General features: G+C 47.0%; 18 protein-coding genes and 1 tRNA gene. 13 read left to right on the top strand and 6 right to left on the bottom strand.

Annotation, left to right across the window (positions count from 1 at the left end):
- Together RM347_RS31595 and RM347_RS31590 are read left to right on the top strand one after the other, a co-directional pair.
- On the top strand, positions 1 to 1,791 hold a 1,791-nt coding region (locus RM347_RS31595), incomplete at its 5' end, for a response regulator (RefSeq protein ID WP_428850649.1).
- A 434-nt stretch (positions 1,792 to 2,225) separates the two neighbouring features.
- Entirely contained in the window at positions 2,226 to 2,609 is a 384-nt protein-coding gene (locus tag RM347_RS31590; RefSeq protein ID WP_322721346.1) for a response regulator, read from the top strand.
- Between the two features lie 328 nt (positions 2,610 to 2,937).
- On the opposite strand, the gene RM347_RS31585 is transcribed toward RM347_RS31590, so the two are convergent.
- Positions 2,938 to 3,432, bottom strand: a complete 495-nt coding sequence (locus tag RM347_RS31585) for a GNAT family N-acetyltransferase (RefSeq protein ID WP_322721347.1) — start codon at positions 3,430 to 3,432, stop codon at positions 2,938 to 2,940.
- Between the two features lie 299 nt (positions 3,433 to 3,731).
- On the opposite strand from RM347_RS31585, the gene RM347_RS31580 reads away from it, so the two are divergent.
- Positions 3,732 to 3,814: transfer RNA gene (locus RM347_RS31580), tRNA-Ser, on the top strand.
- A 51-nt stretch (positions 3,815 to 3,865) separates the two neighbouring features.
- Here RM347_RS31580 and RM347_RS31575 read toward each other — a convergent pair.
- Both RM347_RS31575 and RM347_RS31570 read right to left on the bottom strand, forming a co-directional pair.
- Positions 3,866 to 4,084 (bottom strand): hypothetical protein, encoded by a 219-nt coding sequence (locus RM347_RS31575; RefSeq protein ID WP_322721348.1) that lies wholly within the window; start codon positions 4,082 to 4,084, stop codon positions 3,866 to 3,868.
- Positions 4,085 to 4,319: 235 nt separating this feature from the next.
- Positions 4,320 to 5,219, bottom strand: coding sequence for a hypothetical protein (locus RM347_RS31570; RefSeq protein ID WP_322721349.1), 900 nt, complete (start codon positions 5,217 to 5,219; stop codon positions 4,320 to 4,322).
- A gap of 296 nt (positions 5,220 to 5,515) precedes the next feature.
- Between RM347_RS31570 and RM347_RS31565 the strand changes: the two genes are divergently transcribed.
- The 3 genes from RM347_RS31565 to zwf all read left to right on the top strand — a co-directional run bounded on the left by RM347_RS31565 (position 5,516) and on the right by zwf (position 8,502).
- Positions 5,516 to 6,007, top strand: coding sequence for a hypothetical protein (locus RM347_RS31565; RefSeq protein WP_322721350.1), 492 nt, complete (start codon positions 5,516 to 5,518; stop codon positions 6,005 to 6,007).
- On the top strand, positions 5,980 to 7,035 hold the full coding sequence (gnd, locus tag RM347_RS31560; protein ID WP_428850648.1) for a phosphogluconate dehydrogenase (NAD(+)-dependent, decarboxylating): 1,056 nt from the start codon (positions 5,980 to 5,982) through the stop codon (positions 7,033 to 7,035). The genes RM347_RS31565 and gnd overlap by 28 nt, the downstream gene beginning before the upstream one ends.
- A 90-nt stretch (positions 7,036 to 7,125) precedes the next feature.
- Positions 7,126 to 8,502, top strand: coding sequence for a glucose-6-phosphate dehydrogenase (gene zwf, locus RM347_RS31555; RefSeq protein WP_322721352.1), 1,377 nt, complete (start codon positions 7,126 to 7,128; stop codon positions 8,500 to 8,502).
- A gap of 315 nt (positions 8,503 to 8,817) precedes the next feature.
- Here zwf and RM347_RS31550 read toward each other — a convergent pair whose 3' ends face one another.
- Entirely contained in the window at positions 8,818 to 8,952 is a 135-nt protein-coding gene (locus RM347_RS31550) for a hypothetical protein (protein ID WP_322721353.1), read from the bottom strand.
- 127 nt (positions 8,953 to 9,079) lie between these two features.
- Here RM347_RS31550 and RM347_RS31545 point away from each other — a divergent pair, with 127 nt between their 5' ends.
- Positions 9,080 to 9,643 carry a Uma2 family endonuclease gene (locus RM347_RS31545; protein WP_322721354.1) on the top strand — a complete coding sequence of 188 codons (564 nt, stop codon included), beginning with the start codon at positions 9,080 to 9,082 and terminating at the stop codon, positions 9,641 to 9,643.
- Between the two features lie 314 nt (positions 9,644 to 9,957).
- Positions 9,958 to 11,178 carry an RNA-guided endonuclease InsQ/TnpB family protein gene (locus tag RM347_RS31540; RefSeq protein WP_322721355.1) on the top strand — a complete coding sequence of 407 codons (1,221 nt, stop codon included), beginning with the start codon at positions 9,958 to 9,960 and terminating at the stop codon, positions 11,176 to 11,178.
- A 39-nt stretch (positions 11,179 to 11,217) separates the two neighbouring features.
- Here RM347_RS31540 and RM347_RS31535 read toward each other — a convergent pair whose 3' ends face one another.
- Complete coding sequence (locus RM347_RS31535) at positions 11,218 to 11,667, bottom strand: DUF1931 family protein (RefSeq protein WP_016863622.1); 450 nt, start codon at positions 11,665 to 11,667, stop codon at positions 11,218 to 11,220.
- A gap of 519 nt (positions 11,668 to 12,186) precedes the next feature.
- On the opposite strand from RM347_RS31535, the gene groES reads away from it, so the two are divergent.
- Together groES and groL are read left to right on the top strand one after the other, a co-directional pair.
- A complete protein-coding gene (gene groES / locus RM347_RS31530) occupies positions 12,187 to 12,498 on the top strand; it encodes a co-chaperone GroES (protein WP_011316757.1) in 312 nt (103 codons plus the stop codon).
- 152 nt (positions 12,499 to 12,650) lie between these two features.
- Entirely contained in the window at positions 12,651 to 14,282 is a 1,632-nt protein-coding gene (gene groL / locus RM347_RS31525) for a chaperonin GroEL (protein WP_322721356.1), read from the top strand.
- Here groL and RM347_RS31520 read toward each other — a convergent pair.
- The gene (locus RM347_RS31520) at positions 14,276 to 14,536 is read right to left on the bottom strand and encodes a hypothetical protein (RefSeq protein WP_322721357.1); all 261 of its coding nucleotides are present in this window, start codon (positions 14,534 to 14,536) and stop codon (positions 14,276 to 14,278) included. The genes groL and RM347_RS31520 overlap by 7 nt on opposite strands.
- Positions 14,537 to 14,892: 356 nt before the next feature.
- Between RM347_RS31520 and RM347_RS31515 the strand changes: the two genes are divergently transcribed.
- From RM347_RS31515 to dnaK, 3 genes are all read left to right on the top strand, one after another.
- Positions 14,893 to 15,363: an Hsp20/alpha crystallin family protein gene (locus tag RM347_RS31515; protein ID WP_322721359.1), complete on the top strand. Its 471-nt coding sequence runs from the start codon at positions 14,893 to 14,895 to the stop codon at positions 15,361 to 15,363.
- A gap of 45 nt (positions 15,364 to 15,408) precedes the next feature.
- Positions 15,409 to 15,975 carry a DsbA family protein gene (locus RM347_RS31510; protein WP_322721360.1) on the top strand — a complete coding sequence of 189 codons (567 nt, stop codon included), beginning with the start codon at positions 15,409 to 15,411 and terminating at the stop codon, positions 15,973 to 15,975.
- Between the two features lie 311 nt (positions 15,976 to 16,286).
- Positions 16,287 to 18,176 carry a molecular chaperone DnaK gene (gene dnaK, locus RM347_RS31505; protein WP_322721361.1) on the top strand — a complete coding sequence of 630 codons (1,890 nt, stop codon included), beginning with the start codon at positions 16,287 to 16,289 and terminating at the stop codon, positions 18,174 to 18,176.
- The last annotated feature ends 58 nt before the right edge of the window (positions 18,177 to 18,234 follow it).

Raw genomic sequence — 18,234 nt, 5'->3', positions numbered from 1 at the left:
TTGCAGCTCGATCCGAATAATTGCGAAGTCATGTGTCAAGGCAAAGGCTTACATCTCACGCCTAAAGAATACAAACTGCTGGAGCTATTTTTGCGACATCCGCGGCGGATTTTTGACCGAAGGACTCTGCTCGATCGCATCTGTTCGATTGATGAATGTCCCGCTGAAGAAGCTGTAACAACTCAAATTCGCGGGTTGCGGCGCAAACTCCAGATGGCTGGGCTAAATTCCGATCCGATTGAAACATTGTATGGACTGGGGTATCGGCTGAAATCTTTGCCAGAAGAGCCGGAGCAGGGGCCGGAGGACGCAAGGACGCAAAGACGCAAGGACACGGAGGTGCGGGGACGCGAGGAAACGGGGAATATATTTGATAGGGTCTCCGCGTTACCCTTCGCCAGTCGCCACAAGTCTTTGCCCTCCGGGTTTGGAAGTGACGTTCCTAAAGTCGCTAACGCTGCGCTAACGGACTCGACGGGAACCGGAGCTACTCCGGTCTTCTCCCTTCGCGTAGCGTCTCGTAGAGAAGGGGAGACACCAAGGGCGATGGGGTCTTTGCACGAGAATGTGGCATCCAAGACTCCGACTTCCTCATCGCAAAGCGGCTCAGTCCAAGGTGCTGGTTCACCATGTCTCTCGATCTTTGCGTCTTCCTTATCCTACCCACTGAATGCAAATCGATATGATGCAGAGGCGAAGGCAGTGGCGGCAATTCGGCAGATGTGGCAGGATTCTCAGGAGCGATTGCAGGGCCAACTAGCAAAGTTGGAGGAAGCGATCGCCCACCTCTTTACTAATACTCTCACCCCTGACGGACGGCAGTTCGCCCAGACCGTCGCCCATCGGCTAATTGGCTCTTTGGGGGCATTTGGTATGCCGCAAGCAGCAGAACTTGCCCGCCAGATCGAACGCACCTTGAAAACACCAACGGCTGCTGTCCAATCAGAGGAAGCGGTTCAACTAAAATCGCTGCTTGGGCAACTGAGGCAAGTTATCCAGCAGTTGCCCACTTTTACTACAACACCGCCCACTCCATTACTGAAGTCTAGCGATCGCGTGGTTTTGTTGATTGATGATGATACTGACTTGATTGAGCGAATGCAGGCAAATGCCTCAAACTGGAGCATTCACCTGGAAACCGTCACTGACCTTACCCTCGCCCGCCAACGCCTTCAGTACCTCACGCCCGATGCCATCATATTGGATCTTACCTTTCCCAATACCACCGAAAGCGGCTTGACCCTACTGGCACAGTTGAAGCACCAATTTCCCACTATTCCTGTGCTGGTGCTGACAGGACTTGGCGATTTAACCAAGCGCGTGGAAGTCACCCGTTTAGGAGCCAACGCCTTTTTGCAAAAGCCTGCCACGCCTACCGAAGTGTTTCAAGCCGTCAGCCAACTCTTCCACCGGATTGACACTATCAATGCCAGACTCCTGATTGTGGATGACGATCCGGCATTGTTGTCCCTGTTACAAGCCCAACTGCAACCGTGGGGCTTTCAGGTCACAACCTTGGCAGATTCAAGCCAGTTTTGGCAACTCTTGGAAGCCACCACTCCCGATTTGCTGTTGCTGGATGTCGCTATGCCGGGGTTTAGCGGCATTGAATTGTGCCAGGTAGTCAAGAGCGATCCGCGCTGGAGTCGGCTACCTGTGTTGTTCTTTTCAGCTCATGCCGATGCTGATACCCTGCACCGCGCCCTGGCTGTGGGGGCAGATGACTATATCTTAAAACCAATCGTAGAAGCCGATTTGATTCAGCGAATTTTAAATTTCAATTCCTGGTAGGGATTTAAAATAAGGGACTTCCAAATAAAAAAATAACCAATCACTGTGTTAGCAGGGGAGCAGGGGGAGTAAGAAAAATAGAATTATGAATAAATTGGATAATTTATTTCTTGGAAATTCCTAATTAGTAATTGATACTTCATCCCTTAGAGCTGATTCGTAAAGAAAATCTTAAGGGTACTTAACTCATTACTAGGTCTGAGTTTCAGCGAATAAGCGCTTTATTAACTTAAATGCCTAAAACCCTTACTAGACAAGTAGTTTACTTTAGTTTACAAATTAGCTCTCAAGGGATTGATTCAAATAATGATGCTAGCGGCAATGCTACGCGAACGTACTTTGTTATTTTCCATCAATCAATTTAGAGAAAAGTTGGATCGCATGAAACCAGATTAAATCTAACGCCCCTTCATTACGAATAACGAATTGGTATTATGTCCTCTTATACAAATCGATGCATCCTGGTGATTGACGACGAACCTGACCTGTGCAGCATTGTCAAGTTCACGCTAGAACGCCTCAAAAGCTGGAAAATCCTCACAGCTGAGTCTGCACAGGCAGGACTGGTGCAGGCAGAAACGCAGCAACCAGACGTGATTTTGCTCGATCTGAGCCTGTATGGTGAAGATAGACTGACTATGCTGCAATCTTTGAAAACTAATCCGACTACGCAGTCGATTCCGGTTATCTTGTTTACCGCCACAGACCTGTCAGACGATTCGCTGGGATTTGACCCCTCTGACTTTGCTGGAGTGATCCTGAAGCCGTTCAATGTCTTGCAGCTTGGCGAGCAGATTATTGAGCAACTGGGGTGGTGAGGTTAGAGTGCAATGCCTTTTTTATGAAAGAGACGCAAAGCAAAGAAAGGGGATGCGGAGATATTTCATATCAAATCCAGCTAATAACTCCCGGTTCGCCCATTTTTTTGGGACATAGAAAAAAGCCTACTCAGGAGTAAAAGATTGACCACCAAGTTGAGTGTAAATAGTAGTCGGGAACCCAAGCGAAACAAGAATACGCTGCTGTAATAGTGAAAGAGCAGTCAAATAGGCATAACATTGAACATATACCTACTGTGCGTTTTTGGGAATATCTCGCTCCCTATACTTCTGACTCCCTATTTTTCCTAACTCCTCAAAAAATGGGCTAACCGGGAGTTTTTAATTTGAGTTCCATAAATATTTCGGCTATTTCATTGTCATTATATTTATTAAATTCTTGAAATCCATATTTTTCAAAAATTTTTCTGGCTACAATAGATTTTCTCATCGTATCCAATCTTAATATATGTAATTCGTTTTTGTTGGCATTCAATAATAAATGTTTCAGTAATAATGTACCTATTCTTTTACCCTGATATGAAGGTAAAACAAAGTACATTTTAATCTCTCCTATTTTATCTATTTTGTTTAATATCTTTAATCCAATACTTCCAATTACTATGGCATTTTTCCTCATAATCCAGAAATTTCCCCCTTGAATTTGGTAGATATTTTCAATATTCCTTATATCCGATTGTAAACCAGTTGGCTCAAATTTATATCCTCTGTACGAATACATTATTTCCAAAAATTCTTCCAAACTAGCCTGGAATTCGGAACTGTATGAGATTAATTCCATTTGTTCAAAAGGAGTTGTCATGGGTTACGTTGTAGAAGAATTTAACCTAAGTCAGTCACATCACGGCTTCTAGTTTTACTAGGGGATAAATCAACTTTACTAGGGTTATTTTCTAAATTACTAGTAGTCCACCATAAAGATTATGACAAGTATGATTATTCTCCCCATCCATTTTTCTGAAATATCCTATCGTTAGTTCCACCTGTCAAAACTAATGTGGCTGACTAGTAGCCTGCTTAAGCTGACTGGCTTAAGGCGGCAAAGCGATTTCAAGAAGCCGCCCTTCATGCGTCTACAAGTTTCACCAGACAAAGTTTAATGGAAGATGCCGCTAAATGGTCGGCAACTGGTCTTGAAAACCAGGGTATAGGCAACTGTAGGGGTTCGATTCCTCCATCTTCCACCTTCCACCTGAAGCCGAAAAGCGAGGCGCTGTGCTGATGCTAAATGTTGATCAACTTTCGTTTGGATCAACATTTAGCATCAGCAAAAGTATGAAGAGCAACAGTTTGACAATCCAATGACTGATAGCAACTCCCAAAATGATGCAGAGCAGCCCGATGACTACTACTAAAACGCGCCACGCATCGTCAGAGATAGTTTTCAAACCCCGGCAAGAGATGACTACACCAATCGTAACTAGAGCCAAGCCTATTATTGTCTCTCGCATCATCTCTTCCAGTTCTCGATAACTGAAGGCATAGAGACAATACCACCGGATGGATTGCAGGATGACCTCAGGCAGGAAGTGATACTAATTTATAATTCGTAACGACGCTCTCTACGAGACGCTAAAAGCGAACGCGGACTTGCTACCGCTACGCTAATGTAATTCGTAATTAAGACATATCGAAAAGGGTTTGATAAAGGCTGTTTACTCATAGTTTTTAAGGATGGGAGACTTTCCTTTAACTTGAGATAGGAGCCAGCCAGAGGGCTAAGTTTCGCACATAGGCTTTAATATGTTCAAGGGCTTGTGGGTTTTGCTTCATCCCATCTCCAGGGGGTTCCGTTACAAAGCTAGGTGCGCCCATATCAACATCCCAATTGTAGTCGGCGAAATGGTGGAAGCTTGATTCAGCGATCGCACGTCCTAAAATATTTCCTTGTTCATCCTGCGTACTTTCAAAAGCAACTACTAAGTTGAAGTCCCGACCGGAGACTGAGCTTGTACCCAAGGCAATTACTCGTGCATTCTTCTCGTTTGCAGGCACACCTACGGCTCCTTCATGGGGATGAGCCGGAAAGAATTCAATCTCCTCAGAAGGTAATGTAGGATTCCTGAGTAAGTCATGAATAGGTTCTATAGGAGTAATTTTCTCGTAGTCACCATTTAATCCAGAATGGAAGTTGGGCCAGGAAATGTACTTAGTGTAGATGTCGTCAGGGCAGTGGTGCGAGGGATCGGGATCGGGATTCTTACTGTGAAAGTAATGGGCTGCGCCGATACCGCCAAGATTACAAACCGAACAACCTACATCCTGATGGTCACGGCTGACCAATAAACCGCCGCCGCGCTGACGGAAGGCACTGATGCTCTGACACTCTTTTGGAGTTATGCCATCCCCTACATCCACAGCAAACAGCCACAGTTCATCAAAATCTGAATTATCCAGCGTACTTAAAACTGGATCGTTTTTTTCAGCAGTATTTTCTCGATCCCTTGCTGTTACCTGGTACAGGGGTTCCCCAGTGTCACTTTTCAACGAAGCTAAATAGTCCTTTAGCAAAGAAAATCGCCCAATATACCAATCATCTTCATTGGTGGGAATTGTTGTCTGTAACAGAATTTGAATCGGTTTAGTCATGATCTCACTCCCTAGGGTTCCTCTTGCAGCATGAGCTAATTACTAGATCAACGTGAGAATTGTAGCGAGATAATCTAAGCAAAAAATGAGGACGTTTAAAGAGCAATGCTTTTGTGAAAGCAGAGATAAGTGTTTCTAAACGCAATTTAGTATCAGTATCTGCTCAGATTTTCCTTAGATTTGCCAACTAACGTTAGGGCAGATTCGTTAAGAAGATAAGGAAATGGGAAAAATTGGACAAATCCTAGATTCAGGCTTGGTTAACTGATTCGTCTTTGTAGAGAGGTATAAGACCTATGGTTAACAAAATTGTAACTACATTTGAACAAGACCATAACCGACCAGAATCAAAAGAATTTTATTGGAAACATTTTCTCTATAGTCTAGTTTGGCTGACGGTGCTAATGCTGGGATATGGAGGATTGGGATGGACTCTCTGGCTCGATCGCCATTTCTCGACGATTGCAATACCGATGTTCATTTTGACAATTGCCGCAGTCCGTGCCTGCATACTCACTGACTTTCCCGTCTGGGCGGGATTGTTATCTCTCACATTCGGTTCTGCATGGATTCTAACTGGAGCATCGATATCAAGCGGATTATTGGGCTGGGCAATAGCGATCGCTCTATTCTGGATTGGCATTTTTACCCTGGATATGGCATTAGACCAGTCCGTCGAAAATTTGCTGGAAATAGAGTTTAGCCGAACTGAGGTTTTCCTGATTCTAACAGCCGTCTGCGCTACTGGCGCTATTGCGGGATGGATACTCCCAATTGTTCTCACTTGAATACAGGGCATGTTATGGAACTGGGAATGATAGGACTAGGACGAATGGGAGCTAACATGGCACACCGTCTAACCCAGGCTGGACATACCGTCATTGGCTACACTCGTCAGCCACAAAAAGCAGAGGTGCTGGTTCAGGAAGGAGCGATCGCTCGTGGCGTGACCTCATTTGTTGAGCTAGTCGATGCACTTACAAAACCCCGCATCATTTGGCTGATGCTGCCAGCAGCGACAGTGGATGCTACCTTGCATACCCTCGTGCCGTTTTTAGCTGCTGACGATATTATCATTGATGGCGGCAATTCTTACTACGTTGATGATATCCGTCGTGCCGATCAGTTAAAACTTAAAGACATTGAATATATTGATTGTGGAACCAGCGGCGGTATTTGGGGGGCAGAACGTGGTTACTGTCTGATGATTGGCGGCAGAGTGGCAGCTGTGAAATATCTTGACCCGATCTTTGCAGACCTGGCTCCAGGTGTAGCAGCTGCACCCCGCACACCCGATCGTGAGTTAATGGGGGGAACGGCTGAACAGGGCTATTTGCATTGTGGCTCTCACGGTGCAGGACACTTTGTCAAAATGGTTCACAACGGCATTGAATACGGCATCATGGCAGCCTATGCCGAAGGGCTGAACATTCTTCACCATGCTAATATTGGGAAACAATTGCATCAAATCGATGCTGAAACTGCTCCCTTACGAAATCCTGAATTTTACCAATACGATTTTAATCTTGCAGATATAGCAGAGGTATGGCGCAGGGGCAGCGTAATTAGCTCTTGGTTACTCGATTTAATAGCTATGGCGCTCGTCAAAGACCCCGACTTAACCGACTTTGGGGGACGCGTATCCGACTCTGGAGAAGGTCGATGGACACTAATGGCAGCCATTGAAGAAGCAGTTCCAACTCCCGTCCTTAGTACAGCTCTTTACACACGATTTAGCTCTCGCGGTCAATCAGACTTTGCAAATAAACTCATCTCTGCGTTGCGCTACGAGTTTGGTGGGCATTTGGAAAAATGACACGGGGATTTTAATCAGCTTTCTTCCTCTATGCCCCTCTACCCCCCTGCTCCCCTGCTTCCTCTGTCCGCGTCGATATGGAGGTTAATCATGGCAGCTTTACTCTCCGATGCCCTGGTATTTTTTGGGATCACAAGTGATTTAGGTTACAAAAAAATCTTTCCTGCCTTACAGGCGATGATTCAGCGCGGTCATTTTGACATCCCGATTATTGGAGTGGGTAGGCGAGATTGGAGCATCGAACAATTACGATCTTATGTGCGTAAGAGCCTGGAGGAACAGGTAGGCGTTGATGAGGCAGCTTTCCAGAAACTGTGTTCATTACTTTACTATATTTTTGGTGATTATAGCGATCGCGCCACCTATGATAAATTATGCCAGGTACTCCAAATAGCTGAAGCTCCTCTGTATTACTTAGCCATTCCTCCCAGTTTGTTTGCGACGGTTGTCGAAGGGTTAGGTCAATCAAGTTGTGTAAAGAATGGTCGCGTTATGGTAGAAAAACCCTTTGGACGCGATCTAGAATCGGCTAGAATACTGAACTGCATTCTGCACTCTATCTTTCCCGAAAGTCATATTTTTCGGATTGACCATTACTTGGGAAAAGAACCAGTCCAAAACCTTCTCTACACTCGCTTCGCCAATTCATTACTCGAACCGATTTGGCATCGCGTCAGTATTGCCAGCATCCAAATCACGATGGCTGAAAAATTTGGCATCGATGGACGGGGACAGTTTTATGAAGAGACAGGCGCTATTCGGGATGTGGTGCAAAATCATCTACTTCAGGTGACGGCGTGTTTAATGATGGATCCGCCCATCAACGAGCAGCATGAAGCCATCCGAGATGAAAGAGCGCGATTGCTCAAATCCATAGATCCAATCGACCCCTCAAATATAGTGCGCGGGCAGTACAAGGGCTATGCCTCAGAACCTGGTGTAGCTCCTGATTCCAAGGTCGAAACCTTCGCGGCGGTTAAGCTCAACATTGATACTTGGCGCTGGGCTAGCGTTCCGATTTACATTCGTGCAGGCAAATGTTTACCGAGTACAACTACTGAAGTTGTGGTCAGGCTCAAGCGTCCGCCGCAGGATGTTTTTGGCGAGCGTGCCTTTGGATTAGCAAATTATTTCTACTTTCGTCTTAGTCCAAATGTGCTGACTGCGATCGGCATTCGCTCTAAAACCCCAGGCGACGGAATGGTGGGTAGCGAAGTCGGACTAGTCGCTCAAGTCGAGCATGGGAATGAGATGAATCCCTACGAGCGGCTTTTTGAAGATGCCATGAAAGGCGACTCCATGTTGTTTGCTCGCCAAGATGAGGTGGAAGCACAGTGGCAAATTGTCGCTCCTATCCTAGATCAAGCAACCCCTGTTTACGAATACGCACCCCATAGCTGGGGGCCTCCTTTGGCGGATCATATGATTCCCCCCGACGGCGGTTGGCATAATCCTAATGAGACGTGATATCTTCCTATACTGTACTCGAAGAGTTGGTATTGGTTTTCAAGTTTACTCCTGGCAAAACTTTTGGTTGGCTTTTTACTTCAATTTCGCAAGAAACAAGATGTTGAATTGCAAGTATACGTGCTTCTATCAAGCTAATACAATTGCTTACAGTAAGGAGGTCGTCGCAAATAAAGCTAACTGCTGAAGGTCGTCATTTATCATTGGTGATGGTTTCAAGTAAATTTACCTTTCGTAACATAGTTTTGTTTATTTCAACTAACCCACTTATAGAAAAAACAGGCTGTTCATTATAAAATGATCTCACCTACAGCCCTAAAACATAGGCTCATATCCGTCCAGTTTGGTTTTTGGTTCGTTGTTTGGGGATGAACGCAATGAGCAACAACGATCGCCAAAGGAGAATTGACCTAAAGCATGGCTAGCGATCGCTCTTACTATTAATGGCACAGTTGAGCTACCATAGATAACCTCAAACTCTCACAGAGAACCGTGATACGGTAGGCTCCACTGATTGAGCCATCTGTAGAATAACAAATAGAAGCAGTGCAACTTACCCCTCTTAAGGAAACCTTAAATGGTACAGATCCCTGCTAAATCCCTGACTCTAGACGAATTCCTAAAGCTGCCAGAGACGGAACCTGCCAGCGAATATATTGATGGGCGTATTATCCAAAAACCGATGCCACAAGGAGAACATAGCGTAATTCAAACTGAGTTAGCATCTGCAATCAACTTGGCCGTAAAACCCAAACAGATTGCACGGGCTTTCTGTGAACTTCGCTGTACCTTTGGTGGACGCTCAATTGTACCTGACATTTCTGTGTTTTTATGGGGAAGAATTCCACGCAAGGAAAATGGTGGGGTTGCTAACATCTTCTCAATTGCGCCAGATTGGACAATTGAAATCCTATCTCCTGACCAAAATCAAACTAAAGTTACTAAAAATATTCTGCATTGTCTCAAGTATGGAACTCAGATGGGATGGCTGATCGATCCAGAGGAACAATCTGTGTTTGTTTACCCGCCAAATCAAAGCGCCACTTTTTACGATGAACCAGGAACACGTTTGCCAGTCCCAGAATTTGCCAAAGATTTCAACCTGACTGTAGCAGGCTTGTTTGGCTGGTTACTTGAGTGAGTTATGGTTCGAGCGATCGCACTAACTGTTTTTTGAGACAGATAGGCGATCGCAGTCGGTCCCCAGGAAGGCATATTTAGGCGCTTAACCATTGTTAATCTTGGTATTTGACAAAAAAGCGGAAGTAACCCCCGCCCATTTTTCGATGCCGTTCCATCTATTTACCGAGCTATCCGCGCCGAGAAAGCCCCTAAATTCTATTTATGGGGGCTAGGCGCGGGCGATTTTAAGACGCTCGATGACTCGCTACCGCTACGCTATCGCCGTGATGCTGTCTCTTGTAATATAATTACGTTGCATACACTAACGTAATTATGCTGGTATTTGAGGCAAAACTTGAAGGGACAAAGGAGCAGTACCAATCGCTGGATGAGGCGATTAGAACTGCTCGTTTTGTTCGTAACAGTTGCGTCAGGTACTGGATGGATAACAAAGATATTGGTAGATATGAGTTAAGCGCTTATTGCGCTGTACTTGCTGCTAATTCAGAGTTTCCTTGGGTTGCCAATCTCAACTCTATGGCTCGTCAAGCCAGCGCTGAACGAGCTTGGTCTGCCATCTCCAAATTTTTTGATAACTGCAAGAAAAACAAACCAGGAAAAAAGGGATTTCCACGCTTCAAGAAAGAACAAACACATGGATCTGTTGAGTACAAGACCAGTGGATGGCGACTCTCTGAAGACCGTAGATACATCACTTTTTCGGATGGTTTTCAAGCAGGAACTTTTAAACTTTGGGGAACTCGTGACCTCCATTTTTATCAGTTGAAGCAGTTTAAGCGCATTCGTGTTGTGCGTCGTGCAGATGGTTATTATTGCCAGTTTTGCATTGATTCCGACCGAATAGAAAATCGATTTCCAACCAATAAAACAGTTGGCTTGGATGTTGGTTTAAACTACTTTCTGACCGATAGCAATGGCAATCAAGTTGAAAACCCCAGGCACTTGAGAAAATCAGAAAAATCGCTTAAACGATTGCAACGTTGTTTCTCTAAAACCAAAAAAGGTTCTCAGAACAGGGCTAAGTTTAGAAATAAATTAGCCCGTAAGCACCTCAAGGTAAGTCGCCAACGTAAAGACTTTGCTGTGAAATTAGCAAGGTGCGTAGTGATGTCTAACGACATTGTGGCGTATGAAGACTTGAAGGTGCGAAATATGGTGAGGAACCGTCACTTAGCCAAGACAATTGGTGACGCAGCGTGGACTCAATTCCGGCAATGGGTTGAATATTTTGGCAAAGTGTTTGGCGTGGCAACTGTTGCAGTTCCACCACATAATACAAGTCAAAATTGTTCTAACTGTGGTGAGATTGTCAAAAAATCTCTTAGCACTAGAACTCATTCATGTCTCCATTGCGGAACAGTGTTAGACCGTGACCATAATGCAGCGCTGAACATACTTGAGATTGGACTCCGTACCGTGGGGCACACGGGAACGTTAATCGTCTCTGGAGACATCGACCTCTGCATGGGTGGGGAAACTCCTCCGGGTAAGTCGAGTCGTGGAAAGAGAAAGCCTAAGAAGGTAACTTCTTAGAATCCCCTCCCTTTAGGGATGGGGTAGATGTCAATGAGTCTACAGCAGCAAGTCAAAAATGCTGAAGGCGCGCTCCCACTGCATCGTCTGGGGGTTCTTGAGATCAGGATCGATGATCTTGAAGGTGCGGGCAAGTGCCACACTAAGTCCACCCACGATGTCTGGAAGCCGTGCCTCGGTCTCTTTACTGTAGTCCAGGTCGAGCAGTGGCCGCGTCGTCATGTAATCCAGTATGGGCTTTAGCTCAATCTCCTCGTTGATCTCCTTGAAGTTGTGAATTCTCTCCTCCAGTCCCTTTGTAATAGGTACATCAAAAGGTTCGATGATGTCGCGCCCGTTCGCCTTCGCCGTAGCCTGGCCACGAAGGAGAAGATCGTAGGTTTTATGATTGACGAAGTCGCTGTAACGCTTAAGGTCGTTCTTGTCCACGTCTAGACCTGCCACAGTGCGGAAGAAGCGCTCGAACTTAGAAATACTGATTACTGACATGATTTAAATCCTCTTTGAGAACATTAAACAACCTCAGTGTTTAACGGTTGAATTGAGCAGATGCTAATAACCTTGAACTTAGTACTGACGGCTCTCTTCAGTCCGCTCCAATGAGGTTTTATTTCAATACAGTTCGGTTAATACTAGCCGCACCCTTTAGCCTGTGAGCTAAATCTCACAACCAATCACATTTGCAGTGCTTTGCAACTCAGCCGATATCTGCAACTATCAGTACATCCCACCATCGTACTCAATTAAGCTGAACCTCAACAGAAATTCTTGCACCCCCGGTTTTTGCCATACAACTGTTTTGCAACTTCCATGATTTCCTCAGAAAGTCCTTAGATTTTTTGGTTAAGGTAATAAGCACTGAGCAGTACCAATCAATATTTTTGACAAAAAAGGTAGGAGACATACTGCGGGGTACAGAAGAAAGATGACAAAAACTTTAGTTGTGGGTTTAAAGCCCACTCACTAATGTACCTACTGCCTCCTGCCTTCTCAACAGGAGAATAGCCTATGGCAGCCGTATCGCTGAGTATTTCGACAGTAAAACCATTGGGCGATCGCATCTTTATTAAGGTCGCGCAAGCGGAAGAAAAAACTGCTGGGGGAATTTTATTGCCCGACACCGCCAAAGAAAAGCCACAGATTGGAGAAGTGGTGCAAGTCGGCCCGGGGAAGCGTAATGAGGATGGATCTCGTCAGCCAATGGAAGTGAAAATTGGCGAACGAGTTCTCTATTCCAGATATGCCGGAACCGACATTAAACTCGGTAGCGAAGAATACGTGTTGTTGTCTGAAAAAGATGTCCTGGCGATCGTGGAGTAAGCAGCTTTCAAAGGGACTGAGTATTGGGTAAAAGAGAGCAGGGGGAGCAGGGGGAGATAAAACTCCTAACTCTTGTACAGACGCGATTTATCGCGTCTCTATTCAGCACTACTGAAAACATCCTAATTAAAATTAACAAGGACAACATTTCTATGGCAAAGACAATTCTGTACAAGGACACGGCCCGTTGGACGTTGGAAAAAGGCTTTGACGCTCTGACCGAAGCCGTCGCTGTCACCCTCGGTCCCAAAGGGCGGAATATAGTTTTGGAGAAAAAATTTGGCGCTCCTCAAATCGTCAATGATGGAGTAACTATTGCCAAAGAAATTGAACTAGAAGATCCCGCTGAGAATACCGGGATTTCCTTGCTACGTCAAGCAGCCTCCAAGACAAACGATGTCGCGGGTGACGGAACCACCACTGCAATTGTGCTGGCTCACGCGATGCTTAAAGAAGGGCTACGCAACGTTACGGCTGGTGCCGATCCCCTGACGGTGAAACGGGGGATTGATAAAGCTACGGAATTCGTCATCGAAAAAATTAAAGAACACGCCCGTCCAATTAAAGATTCTAGGGACATTGAGCAGGTTGCAACCATTTCAGCGGGTAATGACCCCGAAGTGGGTCGGATTGTGGCTGAGGCGATGGAAAGAGTGGGCAAAGAAGGTGTGATCTCTCTGGAAGAAGGCAGATCCACAACGACCGAACTGGAAGTCACTGAAGGAATGCGCTTTGATAGAGGGTACGTTTCGCCTTACTTTGTGACTGATCCAGAGCGAATGGAGGCAGTGCTGGAAGAACCCCACATTTTAATCACCGATCGCAAGATTACAATGGTTCAAGATTTAGTGCCGATTCTGGAGCAAATTGCTCGGACAGGCAAACCCCTACTAATCATTGCGGATGACATTGAAAAAGAAGCCTTGGCAACTTTAGTTGTCAACCATTTGCGCGGTGTACTGCGAGTCGCGGCGGTGAAGGCTCCCGGCTTTGGCGCTCAACGTAAAGCCATGCTGGAAGACATCGCGGCGCTCACAGGTGGTCAGGTGATTAGCGAAGATACGGGCTTGAAGCTAGAAAATGTCAGGTTAGAAATGCTTGGTAGAGCAAGGCGAGCGATCGTTACCAAAGACGACACAACCATCGTGGCAGAAGGCAACGAAGAAGCTGTCAAAGCTCGCATCGAACAAATTCGTCGCCAAATCCAAGAAGTTGAATCCTCCTACGATAAGGAAAAACTGCAACAACGGCTGGCGAAACTGGCAGGTGGTGTCGCGGTGATTAAGGTCGGTGCTGCCACCGAAACTGAACTCAAAGACCGCAAGCTACGTCTAGAAGATGCAATTAATGCCACCAAAGCCGCAGTTGAAGAAGGAATTGTGCCCGGTGGCGGTACAACAATAGCACACATTGCTCCCCAGCTTGAGGAATGGGCAAAGAGCCAAATGAAGGATGAAGAGTTGACGGGCACTATGATTGTGGCTCGCGCCCTTTATGCTCCACTACGTCGCATTGCTGATAATGCTGGTGCTAATGGTGCGGTGATTGTGGAGCGCGTCCGTGAACTGCCCTTTGATGAGGGATACGATGCCGTTGCTAATAAATTTGTGAATATGTTCGAGGCGGGCATTGTCGATCCAGCGAAGGTGACTCGTAGTGCTTTGCAGAATGCTGCATCTATTGGTGGTATGGTGCTGACCACTGAGGGTGTTGTGGTAGAAAAACCTGATAAGCAGGCGAAAGCGCCAGCTGGTGTCGGCCCTGGCGAAGGCTTCGATTATTGAGGAGACTGGGTATTGGGGAGCCAGTCGCGTGCAAAGAGAAGTGCGGTCTTTGGGAGACACTGCGTTGCGGTGAGGGGGTCGCAGTCTTGGCGGTTTCCGCCGATTGCGATCCCCCGAACCCGAAGGGAGGTTCCCTCCGTTGTAGCAAGTGTCGTCTTTGCCCCTTCGGGTGACGCTCCTGCGTCGCTAACGCTACGAAGATCGGAAGTTTCAACTCGACGGGAACCGGAGCCACTCCGGTCTTGGGGTCTCACGCCACTCCCCTCAAGTCGGGAAACCCGCCCACAGGGGTGGCTCCCCAAGTGGAGGATGTGGCATCCAAGACTTGAACTTCCTCACCAAGTGGAGCAACTTCGGAGGGTTTCCCCCGTTGAGCGAACTGGCGTAACTGAGAAAGGTTAAAGGGAAGTTATTTGTTTTTCCCTTACAACTTTGCCTTGTCCCAATCCCCAATCATCATAATTTCCTCAGAAAGCCCTTAGATTTCTTCTCTATAGTGTCAATAGAGTTCAGCACTGGAAGATAGTAACGCTGTTTCAGCAACTGACAAAACCCAGTCTAATGCAGAATTCTAAACACTCAAGTATAGATCATCAGGAGACTTAAAATTATGGCACTCGTTCGTTGGGAACCTTTCCGAGAAGTTGAAAGTTTGCAGCGGCAGTTAAACCGCTTGTTTGATGAGATAGCACCGACAGGTCGTAGAGAAGAGGAAGGCATTGCCTTTATTCCCTCCGCAGAGATTCAAGAAACCCCCGATGCGGTTCATCTCAAGGTAGAAATTCCCGGTGTAGACCCCAAAGACCTAGATGTGCAGGTATCGCCAGAGGCAGTATCTATTTCCGGTGAGCGCAAGTCAGAAATCAAAACGGAAGAAAGAGGCATCACCCGCACCGAATTCCGCTATGGCAGGTTTCAGCGCGTAATTCCGTTGCCTACCCGTGTCCAGCACGACAAAGTAGAAGCAGAATACAAAGATGGCATTCTCAAGCTGAGGCTGCCCAAGGCTGAAGAAGATAGGAACAAGGTTGTGAAAGTAAACTTAGGTGACGGGCACAGGGGCAACGGGCAAGGACAGTGACGCAATGTTTTCCAAAGCACTCCCTTAAGAGCAGGAGGTGACAACATGATCACAACAGCAACGGGCGAACTTAGCCTCCCAGTTAGCGATGCCTTCGGCACACCTGAAGGTGAACGCGACCATATCCGAGGGCCAAAAAACGCACCCGTCACCCTCGTGGAATACGGCGACTATGAGTGTCCCTATTGCGGTCGTGCCCATTTCATCGTCAAAGAACTCCAGCAGTTGACCGGGGATCTCATGCGCTTTGTCTACCGCCACTTCCCGTTAACTAACGTGCATCCCCACGCCGAGCAGGCAGCAGAAGCAGCAGAGGCAGCTGGGGCGCAAGGTAAGTTCTGGGAGATGCACGACCATCTCTTTGAACATCAACAGGCGCTTGATCGCAAACATCTAATAGAATATGCCGCTAACCTCGGTCTTGATGTGCCTCCATTCAGTCGGGAACTCGCTGAGCACGCCCACGCAGCCAGGATACGCGAAGACTTACTCAGCGGAATCCAGAGCGGGGTCAACGGCACGCCGACTTTTTTCATCAACGGTGTGCGCCACGATGGCTCTTACGACCTCCGCTCATTGTTAGCCGCGATTCAAAACGCAGCCGAATCCTGAGTGCTAAGGAGCCAGAGGGCAGAAGGTTCAAGGATAGATTCTTCCCTCTGCCAAAAGGTCACAAGCCCACGCCAGTTTGCTCAAGTCGGGAAACCCTTACTTTCAGAAGCCGTTGTTAAATCCCCTAAATTTATTTATGGGGATTCCCCTTCTGCCCTCTGCCCTTCGGGTTCGCAGTCGCTCATGGGGGAAACCCCCAAGACCGCGCTGTCTCACCTCCTGCCCTCTGCCTTCTTAATACCATTTATTCAACTTGTCCTGAATCCAGACTCTCAATTTTTTATCTTAATCTTTGAAGGAGGTTGCTAACGATGGCAAAAATCGTTGGTATTGACTTAGGAACTACCAACTCCTGTATAGCTGTAATGGAGGGCGGACAACCCGTCGTCATTCCGAACACAGAAGGCGGTCGCACTACTCCGTCTGTGGTTGCCTACACCAAGAAAGGTGAGAAACTTGTCGGGCAAATTGCCAAGCGCCAGGCGGTAATGAACCCAGAAAACACTTTTTATTCTGTGAAGCGGTTCATCGGGCGCAGGTATGATGAAGTCACCCAAGAGGCAAAACAAGTTACTTACAAAGTGGTACGTGACAGTAATGGCAACGTCAAGCTATACTGTCCCGCTCTGAACAAGGAATTTTCACCCGAAGAAATCTCGGCTGAGGTAGTCCGCAAGCTGATAGATGATGCCAGTACATATCTGGGGGAACCAGTGAGGCAAGCGGTAATTACCACCCCTGCCTATTTCAATGACTCTCAACGGCAGGCTACCAAAGATGCTGGTAGAATTGCCGGGATTGAAGTTCTGCGAATTATCAACGAGCCAACGGCGGCTGCCCTCGCTTACGGACTTGACAAGAAAACTAACGAAACTATCTTGGTATTTGACTTAGGCGGTGGGACGTTTGATGTGTCTATCCTAGAAGTGGGTGATGGTGTGTTTGAAGTGAAAGCTACCAGTGGCGACACCCACTTGGGCGGTGATGACTTTGATAAGAGAATCGTAGACTGGCTAGCAACCGAATTCCAGCGTAACGAAGGCATCGACCTCCGTAAAGACAAACAAGCCCTGCAACGCCTCACCGAAGCAGCAGAAAAAGCCAAAATTGAACTGTCAAGCGCAACACAGACGAACATTAACTTACCTTTTATTACCGCAACCCCGGAAGGCCCGAAACATCTAGATATGACCTTAACGCGGGTACAGTTCGAGCAAATGTGCGCCGACTTGTTCGATCGCTGCCGCATTCCCGTCGAACAAGCCCTGCGCGATGCTAAACTGAGTCCCGCAGATATTGACGAAGTAATCCTAGTGGGTGGTGCAACTCGAATGCCGGCTGTCCAGCAACTGGTACGGCAGATAATAGGCAAAGACCCACACCAGGGTGTCAACCCGGATGAAGTCGTAGCAGTGGGTGCAGCGATTCAGGCGGGTGTGCTTGGGGGTGAGGTAAAAGACGTACTGCTCCTAGATGTCACGCCGTTGTCGCTGGGTGTTGAAACTCTAGGTGGTGTGACGACCAAGATTATTCCGCGCAATACCACTGTCCCAGTGAAGAAGTCTGAGGTGTTCTCAACGGCGGCTGACGCACAAACAAACGTAGAAATCCATGTTCTGCAAGGTGAACGCGAAATGGCATCCGACAACAAGAGCCTGGGAACCTTCCGACTAGATGGGATTCCTCCAGCTCCCAGAGGTATGCCACAGATTGAAGTTACCTTTGACATTGATGCTAACGGGATTCTGTCAGCAACTGCCAGAGAAAAAGCCACAGGTAAAGAACAGTCCATTAGCATCACAGGTGCGTCCACCCTCGATAAATCTGAAGTCGAGCGGATGGTGAAAGAAGCTGATCGCAATGCGGAAGAAGACCGTAGGCGGCGCGAACAAATCGATACCAAAAACATGGCAGATTCTGTCGCCTATCAAGCCGAGAAACAGCTTCAGGATTTGGGTGACAAAGTGCCACCAGCAGACAAGTCCCGCGTGGAAGGCTTAATTCGAGACTTGCGTCAGGCAATTGAGCAGAACAACATCGATCGCATGAAGTCTCTCACCAACGAAATTCAACAAGCCCTGATGCAAATCGGCACTGCGGTCTACTCACAAGCAGGCGCATCTCCAGATGGCGGTACCTCCGCAGACGGACAACGCAGTGGTGAAGATGTCATTGATGCAGACTTTGTAGAACAAAAGTAAGAAGACGCAAAGAGGAGCCACTGCGTTGCGGTGAATCAGCACGGAGGGAGGGTTTCCC

Origin of the sequence: Nostoc sp. ChiQUE02, from assembly GCF_034531305.2 — a bacterium.
Lineage (GTDB): Bacteria > Cyanobacteriota > Cyanobacteriia > Cyanobacteriales > Nostocaceae > Nostoc.
This window is presented reverse-complemented; position numbering and strand designations above follow the sequence as displayed.